Source organism: Actinoallomurus soli, assembly GCF_024055715.1.
Taxonomy (GTDB): domain Bacteria; phylum Actinomycetota; class Actinomycetes; order Streptosporangiales; family Streptosporangiaceae; genus Actinoallomurus; species Actinoallomurus soli.
The window spans coordinates 1-14032 of the sequence record NZ_JAMXMV010000046.1 but is presented as its reverse complement, the minus strand read 5'-3'; the positions used below and the strand labels follow the sequence as shown (position 1 = coordinate 14032).

3 protein-coding genes are annotated in these 14032 nt (G+C 69.6%); all 3 read right to left on the bottom strand.

Annotated features, from left to right (window positions below):
• Nucleotides 1-264: 264 nt before the first annotated feature.
• Entirely contained in the window at nt 265-459 is a 195-nt protein-coding gene (locus NDW01_RS42200; RefSeq protein WP_252830299.1) for a hypothetical protein, read from the bottom strand.
• Between the two features lie 80 nt (nt 460-539).
• On the bottom strand, nt 540-5594 hold the full coding sequence (locus tag NDW01_RS42195; protein WP_252830298.1) for a hypothetical protein: 5055 nt from the start codon (nt 5592-5594) through the stop codon (nt 540-542).
• 245 nt (nt 5595-5839) lie between these two features.
• Nucleotides 5840-13975, bottom strand: a complete 8136-nt coding sequence (locus NDW01_RS42190; RefSeq protein ID WP_252830297.1) for a lonely Cys domain-containing protein — start codon at nt 13973-13975, stop codon at nt 5840-5842.
• Between the last annotated feature and the right edge of the window lie 57 nt (nt 13976-14032).

Genomic DNA, 14032 nt, shown 5'->3' with positions numbered 1-14032 from the left:
CGGTCGTGGGACCACCGGTATCGACGCCAGCGGCCGTGCCGCTGGTGGCCTGTTCCCTGGCCGGACGAGTGGCGTCCTGGGCCGGGCCGGCGGCCGCCGAGCCGGTCGCGGACCACAGAACCTTCGCCCCCGCGCGTTCGCCGGTACCCTGCGTGATCGCCCCATCCGACTTCCACCGGATCGCCGGGCTGGCCTGTACACACGCCCCCGTACTACTACTCGACGTGCGCCACCGGGCTTGCCGCATACCCAACCCCTCAAACATCAACACCGTTCCGCGCCACCAGCACGCGCCTGACCAAGCCGTTTACATCCCGCGCCGACGCTATATGAGTCGCTTTCCATGTCGCCCACCATCAGCAGGACCGCCGTGAACTCCTTCGTTCCCCGATTCAGCATCACCCGGGTGACCAGATCCCGCCGCACGGCGGAATTCACCGGATAGACGTCCTCGGGCATGCTGCGGCTGTTGTCCCGCCACCCGAGAGCGTCCGCCGGGAATCGCGCCGCCGAGCGGTCATTCCCCCGACCTGCCAGAATCAACCCCCCGCCGCCTTAGAGTCACCATCGACCGCCTGAAGCACTGAAATGGCGGAGACCTCAACGCATGCCGTTATCCCATTCTCGTCGGGTGTGCTGTGACTGCTGCTCTGCCACCGGATAGCGGCGGCCTCGATCACCGGAGCGTCGGCGGGGCGGGGGCCGAACAGGTGCGGCAGGGCGTTCTCCAGGTCATCGGCCAGCCGGTAGGCTCCGTCCGGCTCCTGTTCCAGCGGCAGCATGCCGTACATGCCGTCGGGGACGGGCACCCGGAGGGTCCCGCGGCGGCCGGTCAGGATGAGAGCGACGTCGAATCTGTAGTGCCGGTATCGGCGGGTGGCCTCCTTGTTCTTCTCGTCGGTGCCGCCGAGTTCGCCTTCTTGTTCTTCTGCCGCGTCGCGGCCGTATTCGAACGCGCCGATGCCCAGTTGTTTGGCGTCGCCGACGTCACCGCCGCCTTCCGGGCCGAACCGGACGCGGAAGCCCTTGGACCTGCCGGTCTTCTCCTTCTCGGCCTCGCTCTCCTGGGTGTAGATCCGGCCCTTGAACGGCGTACCGTCCAGCGGCCCGATCGGCTCGGCCCCGGTGATCTCCAGGCCGGCGATCGTCTCCCGCGAACCGACCGGAACCTCGTAGACGTTGTTCAGCAGCTCCTTGATGTACGGGCGGATCAGCTCCTGGCTGGTGAAGTGCAGGTACCGCAGGCCCGCGATGGTGGTGAAGTCCAGACCGGGGACGTTCCAGGCGCCGGGGGCGCTCAGGTCGTCGGGGAGCCGGTACGGCGACGCGGGCAGCGCCGCCCAGCGCTCGACCGCGGCGGCGAACGGGACGCCCCAGGGGTGCAGGTTCCGCGTGAGGGCGTCGATCGCCTGTTCAGGCTGTCCCTCCCACGGCGGGCGGGCGTCCCAGGCCGGGGTGTCACCAAGGGCGGGCTTCAGGCCCACGGGCGGCGCGTCGAGGATCGCGATGCTCTGCGGGACCAGCAGCCGGACGTCACCGGTCACTCCATCGGGGGCGTCCGGCTCGATCACCGTGTGCCAGACGAACGGCCGGTGGGAGTACCACCGGTCCCCGGCCTTCGGATCGGCGGCCAGCCGGCCCAGGCCGATCACCGCCTCCCGCAGGCCGCGCACCGGTACGTTCAGCAGCTCGGGCAGCTCGGTGTTGAGCCCGACCTCGATCCTGAACGCCAGCGGGTGCTCGAACTCCAGGGAGCCCTCGCGGGTGCCGGCCCGGTAGATCTTCAGGGTCTTCTCGTGCGCCTCGGTCCCGTGGGAGGACTCGGCGGTGAAGTCGACACCGGCCTCGACACCGCCGTGACCGTCCCCGTGGCCCTTGCGCCCGACCCGCCCGCGGACGTCGGCTCCGCCGCCGTACGTGAACGCGGCCGACCTCTCGCGGGACTCCTCGCGCTGGCCCTCATCGCGCAGGGTGAGCTTCACCTCCGGCCGCGGCAACTGTGACGTGGCGGTACCCACCGCGGCGGTCACCCGGACGAACACGTACCGCGTGCCGCCGAACGGCTGCGGCACCGGGATCCAGCGGGTGACTCCGGATCCTGTCAGCAGGCGCCAGTTGTTGCGCAGCGCGTCACCGGAGAACGCCGCGTCGAGCTCCTGGGCGAGGAGGTTGGGGCGGTCCTCTCCCTCGAAGAACTCCTTCAGCACTCCGTGGTGCCGGAGCTGCTGCTTGATCTTGTCGAGGACCTGGTCGGCGTTCATGGTCTCGGGATAGGACATCCCGGGCAGCAGGCCGGGCGGAACGTGGCGCGTCGGCGCCTGAGGCACCGGCCGCGTCACGCCGGGCGCGGTCAGGCCCAGATCGAAGATCCGCCGCTGGGGGATCAGCAGGTCCATCGCGTCCGTCGCCCGGAGATACCGGGTCGTCTTCGACCGGTACCCCCGTCTCCACCGGATCAGCGTCACCTCGAAGACCGGGTCCGTGCGGTAGGTGTGCGTCGTGCCCCCGTAGGTCGCGCGCGAGATGCCGATGTTGCCGCGCGTCTTGCTCTGCTCCTTCTTCCACGTGAATCCGGCGTGATCCTGGATGGTGACCTGGACGCGGCCGCCCATGCTCCCCTCGTGCTCGCCGCCGGCGGAGTGCCCGGTCTCCGGCCCGTCTTCTGGGCTGACGACTTGTTTCCCGGCCTCGGACCCCATGCGCAGCTGAGGGCCGGCCGCGAAGCTGGAGCCGCCCTTCAGCTTGTGCTCGCCGCCGTACTTGTGGACGCGGGTGCCCTGGGCGTACTGCTCGATCTCCGTGCTCCCGCTCGCCCCGGCGTGACGCGGCCGGTAGCCGCGCAGCCGGATGCGGAAGGCCTGTTTCAGGCCGTCCCTTCCCCGCGGCAGGCTGACGATGCGGCCCTTCTTCCCGGTCAGAGCGGGGAAGTACTGCGCGAGCTTGTCCGGCCTGTTGAGGTCCTTGATCGCGGACGGCCAGTTCGTACGGTCGTCGGCCCAGCGGGCCGGCAGGCCGTTGGCCTCCGCGTACAGCCGGGCCGCCAGGCGCGGCAGCTCCGGGATCACGAAGAACGACGGATAAACGCCCGACGCGCCCCCGGCCTCCAGGTCGACGACGTCTTCGTCCGGCCACGCCGCCGGCGTGCTGACCGTACCGGCGTTCTGGAGTTCGACGGCGGTGAGCGGGGTGGCCGGGCGGTGCTCCTCGGGGACGACGATCCGGGCGGTGACGTCTTCGGGCCGGTCGATCCACCAGGTGATCCGGCTGCGCTTGGCGGGGCGCACCGACACCTGGTAGATGACGTTGTAGTCGTGCTCGTCGACCTGGCCGGTGGTCTCGGTGCGCCGGTAGGACTTGGCGCTCCCCCCGAACTCCCTCTTGGCGGTGTAGGAGTACTCGCCGTGCGCGCTCCAGGCGCCGAGCACGAAACGCATCCAGGGCCAGGTGAACCGCACACCCCCGCCCCAGCCCAGCTCCGCTCCGATCTCGGTGTTGCGGTGGCCGGCCGTCGCCGCGGCCAGCAGCGCACGCCCGTTCACGGTCATCGGATAGGTGTCTCCGCCGATCCGCTCCCTCAGCTGTGCCTGGACCGAGATCTCGTACGCGCGCCCGCCGACGTGGACCGTATGATCCACTCCGGCCATCACGGCGGGCAGGTCCGCCTCCAGCGCCGGCCTGCTGAAGTAGGTGACCAGATCCAGGTCCGCCTGCGACCAGTCCGCCTTCTTCCCACCCGAGACCGCGTCGTGCTCGTGCTGGAGGACCGCGCGGATCTGCTGGTGCACGAGCTCGGAGCCGGGCAGCAGAGCCGGCATGCCGAACCCGACGCCCCGGCGCGCCGCCAGCGCCAGCGGCTCACGGTGCGCGGGGTCGACCTGAATCGGACGGTCGAGATTCCGCGGCCGCCGGAACGCCGACGGTGGTGGCATCGAATCCGCCGGAGCCCGTACGGCGCCGGTCATCCGCTTCTCGAAGTCGGCGGCCTCCGGTTTCGGCACGCTGGTCTCCGCCTCCACGACCGTGCTGACCGGGTCGATGGGGTGCGTCGCCGAACGGATGTCGACATCGACGCGCAGACCCGTCCGGTACCGGGACTGCTTCCCGCCGCGGTTCAGCACCGCGTGGCCGAGCCCCTGCTCGGACAGCCCATGGCCGGCGCCACGCGAGAAGGGCGCCATGAAGGACGGCCCGCGCACGAAACCCTTGCCCGTGCCGTGCTGCGCGTGTTCGACGTCGGGCAGGTGCGCCCCAGGGTCGGCGTCGAGACCGGCGACGCTGAAGTAGAAGCCCGTCGCCGCCTTGCTCTCCCCTTCCTGTCCCGGTTTGACCGTCAAGCCGACCCCGGAATCCTCCCGGACGGTCACCTCGCTGTCGCCGATGTACTGCAGCCGCTCGATCTGCGCGCTGAACGAGAAATGCCCTTCGAACCGGCTCAGCGGCCCCGTCGGAACCGTCACCTTCTTCGTCGGAACCCCGCTGCTGAGGACCACGCGGCTCCGGTTACGCGTCGACTTCTCGTTCACGTACTCGGTGACCTCGCCCATCACCGTACGGACGGACTCGGCCGGCAGGCCGGCGCCCAGGAGACGCAGCTGCACGTCCGCGACGACGGGGATCAGGTCGACCGCGTTGATCGCCTCGGTCGCCTGCGACGGGCGCCGCACGCCTGCGGCCGCACCGGTCGGGGGCATCGTTCCCTCCGGCCGCGGCGCGTCCGGGGCCGTGAAGGGCGCGGGGAAGTCGACGTCGAAACGCTGGGGCAGCACCACGTCGTTCGGGCGCTCCACACCGTCGACGAACACCCGTATCGCCAGACCCGACCGGAAACGGGTGTTCTCCGCCACGAACAGTTTGCGGCCCGCGATCACCTGCCGGTCGTGGCCTTCCTCCTTCTTCACCGACGCGTCCGCGGTCACCGCCGGCAGCCCGGGTACCACCGCCGACGCGACCCGCGAACCGATGCCGAGGAACGACAGGAGGAGCGCGTCGAAGCCGCGCGTGACCGATCCGCCCGACTTGCCGCCCGAGGACATCGAGGCGAAGGAGACCCCGTAACTGCGAACGTCGCCGGTCGGCTGCTCGCCCGGGCTCGCGTCCCGCAGAACCGGGCGGATCCACACGAGATGGCCGCCGGCCACGAAGAAGCGGCCGTTCTGCAGGAGCGTCTCCCACTTCTCGATGTTCTTCTCGGCGCTCTTCCCCCCGGTGTCGTCGGTCCCGAGGACCTCACGCAGCCCATTCTGGATCCCCGCGCTCAGCTCCGGACCGTCGTCCGCGCGCCGGACCCTGCTGCCGACCTCATGGGCCCAACGCTGGGCGTCCTCGGTCGACCACGGATCGACGCCGGTGATCGCCGCCTCGCCCAGGGCGTCCTTGTCGAGATACCACGGAGCCCGCGGCCCAGCCGGCCGTTCCGCCACCGACGTAAGGCCGTCCGCGGCCACGGGCGCCGACGCGCCGGCCGGACCGGCGGCGGACGAAGCGGGCACGACCGACAACGCCGGAGCGAGCTCCGCAGGGGCCTGCAAAGCCGTGATCGCGGCCTGGCCGACGGAACGCGTCGCGACATAAGCCGGAACGACTTTGACCTGCACACACGCCTTCGTGCCGTTCTCCTCGGGGACACTCCGGCTGCTGCCCCGCCACCCGGAGGCGTCCGCCGGAGATCCCGCCACGGTCACACCGGCACGAAGAACCGCCCGGCCACGCGAAGAGGTCATTCTGGCGCGCACTGCTTCCACCCGCTCCACAAAGATCGACGCACGTCATGCCAGGCTCACCTTCCTTCTTCCGCAGCACACCAAGACGACCGCGGCCTCAACGCCAGATGACGGCGCCCTCAACGCCAGACGACGACTTCGACGCAATCCCCCTCGCTGCGGCTGGACTTCCGCCACTCGGAGTCGTCGAGCTCGACCACCACGGGCCCTCCGGCCGCGGGCGGGGCGGGATGCCGTGGGCCCTCGTCCGGCTGGTTCATCACCTGATAGCTCGGTGCCGCCGCGACCGCCTCCGCGTCGCCTTCGAGATCCGGTGCGGGCAGTTGCCGGGCGACGGGCCCACCCGTGTCGGCCTGGGGTTGTCCGATGACGACGCCCGGCACATCGACGGCTGGACGCGTGACGGTATTCGCCGCAGAACCGGAATCTGGCGACACGGCCTCGGCGGGCGATTCCACCATTCCGTCTGCCGACTCCCAGAATGCCCGGAAATCCGAGTACCGGTCGTCTTCCCGCTCCGGCGAATCGGTCTCCGCTATCTTGGCGTTCCTGCCGTAGATATCCACCAGCAGCTCGTGCAGGTCCTTATCATGCCGCTGAGCCGCGTGGTAACCGCTGAGACGCCCATCGCCCTTGACCGTATAGGGGCTATCGGTGACATGCGCCTCCACATAGAAGTTCGTGAGCGCCGCGAAGTAATCACCTGGGTCCTTGGCAGGTTCATTGGGCGCACGCAACGGACCGTCGGGCCACACCGCATTCGACTGCTGCAGCTTTTCATCGTAGAAATCTCGGATTTTGTCCTTCGTCTCGTCATCCAGACCATAGGCGTGAAGCAACTGCGCGAACACATTCACGGCATCGGAATAGCCGGATGGAGAAGGCACACCGAACGGAGACGTCCCGCCGACAAGATCCTCCTCGGAAACCGCGGCCAGCGTGCCGGTTTGGATACTGCGCTCTTCGTCGGCGGACCTCCCTTCGACAAGCTCCTTGCCAGCGAACTCACGCCAGGGTCCGAGCGACGTCAACCGCTTGTTCCGCGGGATGATGAGAACCCTGCCACCAGCGGTGATCACCTTCTCCGCCACATCCGGGTTGGAGCTCAGCATCTCCGTGATGATCGAATCCAACCGCTGTCGGGCGGACGCCGGCCGCTCCACCTCCGGCGGCACCTGGATCATCAACTCCGCCACCGCGGACGCGAACTCCACCGGAGACAACGACTGACGCAACCCACGTACGAACTCACGGTCCGAAGCCAGCGCGTCACGATCGTCGACGGACGTGAACTGCAGCTCCGACATCCGCTCACCCGGCGACAGGCCCGCCAGCCGCATCGCCTGATCAGCCGACGTCACCGATCCGGCAACCGAAACCCCGTCATCGGATTCGCCGTCTGAGAAAATACTGGCGGCGTCCGACTCGTCCGCGTCGAGGGCCATTCCGGTCACCGCGGCGTAAGACGCCGGGTCGACACGTGACGGCCGGATGACGAGCCACTGGTCCAGCACGTCCTCGCCTTGTACGGCGAACACACCGATCCAGTGGCCTCGCTCGCGCGGCGGCTGCACCAGGCCCGAGCCCTTCGGGAACATCCACTGCGTGCGGCCCGTGGCGTTCAGCAACCACTCGGACAGCCGTTCCAGGCGCGGCCGGTCCGCCGCGACCCCGGAGGACACGGTGACCACGTCCCGCTGGGTCAGCTCGCGCGTCAGCAGCAGCGGGTCGCGCGAGACCAACTCGGCGAACTCGGCGTACGGCACCTGCATCCGGGTGCCACCGATGGTCAGCGCCACCTGGGTGCTGCCGATCCGCCCCGTGTACAGCATGAGCACGGGTTTGCCGCCCCCGCGGCTCCACGGCGCCGGCGCCCGCCGCGTCGTCCCCGGCCGACCGGGCCCTGCCTCCTGGAGAATCATCAGGTGCGACGTCCGCACCCTGACGCCGCTCGTGGAGTCCGACGACCAGTTACGGCCCGACGGCATGCCGGATTCGTCGAGAAGCTCCCTGTCCGGCCCGAACGCGCCCAGCGTCTCCAAGTGGAACGCGCCCAGCTGGACGGTGTCGTCCGGGTCGCGTCCCGCCGCCATCGCGGAGACCACCAGATCGGCGAAATCGGCGCGCCGACCCGGTTCCGGCCGCTCCAGGTGGAGAACTCGCGCGGCGAGCGCGTCCGGGTCGGACAGCCCCGACAGCCACCGGTCGGCCTCGGCCATCGACCAGAACAGCCGCGACCACTCGGCTTCGCCGAACGGCTCCGACGCGTCCAGCCGCAACAGCCGGCGCCCGGTCGCCTCGGCGGTGGACGCGTCCCGGCCCAGCAGGTCCTGCGCCACGTACCGCAGTCGGGTCAGCCCGGGCAGCACCTCGATGAGCCGCGCGCCCGGCTGCGTGCCGACCACCGCACCGCTCCACGACAGCATCTGCCGCACCAGGTCGCCGGCATCGCTGTACGCGACGCCGGGGAGTTCCCCGTACGCCCGCGCCGCCCAGCTGAGCAGGTGCACGGTGAACCCGCCGAACGGGCTCAGGGCCGGGTCGGCCTGCCGCATCCGCTCAAGACCACCGATCCCCCGCACCAGTTCACCGAAATGCGGGTCCCGGTCCACATGCGGACCGAACTGCCATCGCAACGCCCGCACCAGCACCAGGGTCCGCTCGCGCGCGCCGTCCGACACCGGCGCCGGCGCCGCATCGGCCAGCCCCGCCGCCCGGGCCAGGGCGTCCAGATCCTCGCCCTCCGGCTCCGGCCGGGCCACCACCCAGGCACCCATGTTCCCGGCCAGGTCGGCCATCTGACCGTAGATGAGCTTGCCCTGCGCGCGGCCGAGCCCGCTCGGCCGCGTCGGTCCCACCACCATGTTCCGGGTCGCGTTCGCAGCCTCCTGGGGCCCGGAGAGCGTCCGCAGGGGGTCGAAGACGAACGGCGCCGGAGCACCCGAATGGCGGCCCAGCGGCTGCGGTTCCGCAGTGGGCGTCCCGGCCCAGCACGGCGCCAGGAGAATGTACTGGCCGTCGTCCTGTGCGGTGGCCTTCCGCAGGTTCCGTACGCTCGGACGCCTACTCAGACCATGCCGCGCGAACGCTCCGTAGCTCACCTCGCGGACGCTGCCGTCCTCCAGCGGCAGCCCGATCCTTCCCAGGCGACCGTGCGCGAAGTAGGCGTAACTCCAGTCCACCCGCAGCTCGTCGGTGGCCAAAAGACCATCGCTGACCGGGTCGTAGTGGACGTAACGGTCCAGTTGGTCGATTCCGTGGAAGTAAGCCTCCCTTCGTCCGGCGTACTCCGCGTCGTGGTAAGCCGCCCGGATTCGCCTCCCGCCCACGTACACGGTGTGGCTGACCACCTGCCCCACCCAGCCCGGAGCGTCCGGATCTGCGGGCACGACCTCGTCCGGTCTGCTGAGCAGCCAGCTGCCCTGCGGTCGCCCCGGCCGCTCCACCGTGGTCAACACATCGGAGTCGGGATCCAACTCGCTACTGGTGGACCAGAAGTTCCTCCCGGTCCGGTGGGCGATCCACCGGGGGCCCTCCAGCCCGAGCCGGCCGGCTCCGGACACCGCCAACAACCCCGGCACATCAGGTGCGAGGCCGCCGGTCTCCGCAGCCAGCAACGGATCGAGCGCCAACACCTCTGCCACCACATCGAACGGCACCCGCCGCCGCTCACGCCCGACCGGCATAACCAGGTGCTCGGGGCCGCCCTCGGCGAAAACCGCGTACGGCAGCGAGCCGTCCGGCGACCACTGCGCCGCCTGCGCCGGCTTACGCAACCACGTCCCGTCGCGTTCGAAGACCACCGCGTCCACGGTCAGCACGTCAAGGTCCTGGTCCGCACCCTGCGGCAGCCAGTTCACTCCGTACGCACCGCCGTCCGGGAGACGCAGCCGGTTGCTGGAGAGCACCCCCTGCCCCACCAGGTAGCGCGCTGCCAACTCGGCCAGGCTGCCCGCCTGATCGCCCACCTCAGCGGCCAGCTGAACAACCTGCCGACGCTGCCACTGAGTCACCGGCGCGTCGGCGTCCAGCACCTGAACCCGGCGCACCAACGCGTCGAGGTCGAACGCCCCGCCGCCGACCACCGGGTCGGACCGTCGCATGTCATCCAGCCGCTGCACCGCCTGGTGCATAGCCGTGTACGTCAACGGGTTCCGCGACAGCTGGGGTCCGAAGGCCTCCATCATCGGGACGAAATAGGCGTCCGTCGTTATGCCGGCCGACGCGCCGTCACCTTGCGGCAGCCGGAGTCCGTACAACTCAGCCAGCCGGGTACGTACGTTGTGGCTGACGATTTCCTGCTCTTCGGCGGTCAGGTTGTTCAGTGCCTCGGCGCGGGGATAGAGCGACCGCACAGCACCGGCAAGTACTCGACGGTAATGACGTACCTCGTTCGCCCGTACATGACGCTTCCCGAACGAGCGCACCTCCGCCACAGCGAGCGCCCGAGTACGCCTGATATTCGTGTCAAGCGTGTCGAACGTGGTACTACCTCCCAGCACATCACTCTGCTCCACTCGGGGGTAGTACCCCTCCCGGAGGAAGGTATTGAAAAGGTCCTCGACCCGGTAATCGTCGTTTGCCGATAGCGGTAGCTGAGAAGGACGATCGTAAACGCCCGGAACACCGACGGACTCCTGATAGAAGGTCGCGTATTCAGGGATGCGGCGCTCAATGTATTCGTCGAACAGCCGGACGATGTTCGCCCCGTCCGCACTCAGGCGCTCCCGCGCCTCGGCAGGAAGTTGCCCGAGCAAGTAGTAGGGTTCGTGCCGCAAAATGAACGCGGCATGCGCCTTGTTCAGCTTGCCGAAAAGCTGGTAGCTGACCGACATGGCGGCCAGCACGTAAGCGGCGGCAGCAATCCCGCGGAGCTTCTGCACCGACAGGTCGGCGATAGTATCCAGAATCTGATACGCACCGGTCAGGTCCGTAGGAATGAAACCGAGATATTCTCTCGCGATGTAACGGGCAGCGACCTCGTCGGCGAAATCCAGCGCGTCAGCCAGGTGATCACGCGTGTAGTAATCCCAGCTCAGATCCCGCCACGTACCGTCGAGTACGACCTTCAACCACGGATGCAACACCTCAAGCGGCACACCCTCGTTGTAATGAAGGTGCGCCGCCAGCTCCCCGCCGACCGGCGGCGGACCGATCAGAATGCCCCGCCCCTCCGGGGTAACCGTCCAGCCCACGCGCTCCAGCACCTGCTCAAGAGGAACCTCTGGCTCGCTGCCGGGCATACCGGGAACGGACAGAAGTGCGCCCGCGGTCGCCTCGTACAGGGCTTCCGCTCGCTCTTCGTCCACCCCCATTTCTTCCATGCTCGTCTCACCGGGGAGGTTGGGCATCAAGCCGATGTGGACCTCGGGAATCGGAACCTTGACCGGGCGGTCCTCGCCTCCGGCCCGGCGTGCGCTTTCCGCAGTGCGGTGGTATCCACCAAACGGCCCCCGGAACAACTCCTTGGTATCCACCACCACCTTGGAGTCGCCAGGCCCCTTGGCCAGCACGACACCCTCCATCTCCGCCAGGTTCTGGTCGTCGCGCAACCGCATCGGCACGGTGAGCTCCGCCTCGTAGGCGTCCCACCCACCCCTCAGGCGCTGTAGCGGCCGGCCCATCATCAGGTCGGCGATTCCCGCGGCCCGATCCACCCGCAGGCGCGGCACCCAGTACTTCTGGGCCGGGTCTCTCCGCGTTCCAGACACCGGACGACGCCAGTCCTCCGGCAACCGGCTGTGCCACAGCGCCACCGTCGCCGCGTCCACCGGACCGTCGGTCCAGCCCGGGCGCCCTCGTAGAACCTTGTTCACCTCCGATACCAGGTCCGGATCCCAGCCCAGGTCGTCATCCGGCACGACCTCGCCCTGGCCCGAGGCCGCATCGGCCGCGTCCACGACCTCGATGGCGTCTTCGTCGAACGTGTCCGGTCGGGTGGTGGTGCCAGGTCGCAGCGGCGCGGCGGTCACCTCGTCAACGGCGGCCTCCGAGGTGGCGGTCTGCTCCAGCCAAGCGGGGTCGCCCTCGACCAAGCGGTGGCCGGCCGCCAGTTGCTCGAACGCCCGCTCCGCGGCGTGCGATGCCAGCGCCGCTTCGGTGAGCGGAGCCGCTACGTCGTCGGCTTCGGCGTGCTGTGCGGGGCCGGCGACGGTCGGACGGGGACGAATGCCCTCGGGGATCAGGAGATTGGTCAGCGCGCCGGCCGACCGAGGGCCACGTAGGTACTCCGCGGCGACCAAGACGACGATCTCATCGGGGCGCGACACGGCACCCCTCGGGTTCTCCCCCGGGCGCACCTGCCGGATACGGTCCTCGACCAGCTTGGCCGCATGGCCCAGCGCCTCCCGGCGGCGCTTCGCGCTGATCGCCGGGTCAAGGAGCCGATTCCAGGCATGATCCGGGTCCAAGCGCCGGGATGCGGGGAGTTCGCCTGGTCGGTGCGTAGTCCAGCCGGTCCCGATCGACAGGCCGATGGAACGAGGCACCACGACCGTGCCGCCGAGATGGGTGGCAACGAGATCCGCGAAGGAGGGCCCGCCCCCCGGCCCCGGCATCGCCACGCCGGGGATGTTGAGAATGACCGGACGACCTGGCCCGTACGTCGTGTTGCCCTCGATCCACCGCGCCGTCTGCTCCGGGTCCAGGTCTTGGTCGCTACCCGGGATGCGCACGGTGAACGACTCGCGATGGTACTCACCCTCCACGACCGGGCCCTTCGGCAGGCGGGTCGTTCCGCCGCCGGCCCCGGAAGCGGCCTGTTCCTGCGTGGACGGCTCCGCCGCCGAATTCCGCGTCGGCGGCTGCTCCGCGACCAGGGTGTGCGCGAGGTTCTCCCCGGCCTGCTCTCCGGAACGGGCGATCTCTGCGGCCACCAGGAGCCGCCACTCACGCGGCGCCCGGGGGCGGGGTTGCCCGGTGCGCGGCCGGGTGATCGCCTCGCGGATGATCGTGTCTGTCAGGTTCAGCAACCCTTTCCGCTGAGCGGGTGGCAGTGCGTCCAGCGTCGCACGGGCGTCGTCGATGCGGGTGCCGTCCTCCGGCCGGTCCACCGGTGGCGGGGAGACCGTCTCGGCGTGGCCGCCTTCCGGTCCCGGTCCCGAAGGGCGATCGCCTGCGAGGGCGGCCCCGTGCGACGTCTCCTCGCCACCAGGAGTGGGCACCGGGCTCTCGGCCGCCTTCTGCGGAGCCGTCGTCGATCGCCAGATGCCGACCGGCCGACCGGTCACACGCTCGGCGGTCGCCTGATCGCGCAGGAAGGCCCCGGAGTCGGGCAGGGTACGGACCCGACTGACGAGGTCACCGTCCGGTCCAAAGGTGTACCAGCCGTCGTGCGGCGCATCGCCGATCCGCAGTCCGCCGTCCGGATCCCGCAGCAGCGTCCCGGCCGCCAGATCACCGGTCGGAATCGGGGAGAAATCACCCCAGGGCCCGGTCACCGGCGCATCGAGAAGCGGCGCGACAGCGAACGCGAACACGGACGCATCACCGGCCAACAGGACGACCGGAACGCCCGGCTCGTACTCCGGCCGCTCCTGAAGCCACGCGACGAATTCATCAGGAGTCATCGGGGCGGACTCACCGTCGACGACGATGTGGTCCTCATAGTCGATCGACTCGACACGACCGGCCACGACGATCCGATCGCCGCCCGACGCCGAGCGGCTCGCCGGACCCGCCGGACCCGCCGGACTCATCGGGGTTACCGGACTCAATCGGCTCAGGGGAGTTCGCGAGGTCCGCGGGCTCAAAGGACTCACCGGGCTCAGCGAAGGAGTTTCATCGGCGGGAGTCGGTCCGTCGTCCGGTCGGCCATACGAACCCGCTTGGGAGTCGTCCTGGACGGTTCCCGGGGTATCGGCCGCGGGGGTCGCTACGGTCACCGGAGGCAGGGCACCCGGTCGGTGCGTGGTCCAGCCGCCGCCGGAGCGAGGCGTCAGGACGTCCCCGCCGGGATGGGTGGCGACGAGGTCCGCGCCACCGGGCCTTTCCCCATCCGCAGTGCTGCCGGGGTTCACCTCCTCCCCGACACCGGATTTCTCCTCCTGGCCGCCCGTCACCGGCTCGGCCCCGCCACCAGGCCGTACGTCGCGCCGCGGAGTCATCTCATCGACCCGCTGACCGAGGAACTGATCGATCCGCGTGTTCAGGTCCCCGTGCAACTTCGCCACGGCCGCATGATCACCGGACTCATGCGCCTGCGCGAAGCTCCTCCCCCACTCCGCCGCCTCATCCACCGACAGACCCTCATCCAACGCCCGCTTCTCAGCCGCCGCACCAACCTCAGCCGGCGACCTGTTGATCGCCGACAT

Coding starts and splice junctions, on each gene's coding strand:
- NDW01_RS42200 (WP_252830299.1), bottom strand. CDS start 459: ATGCCCGAGGACGTCTATCCGGTGAATTCCGCCGTGCGGCGGGATCTG.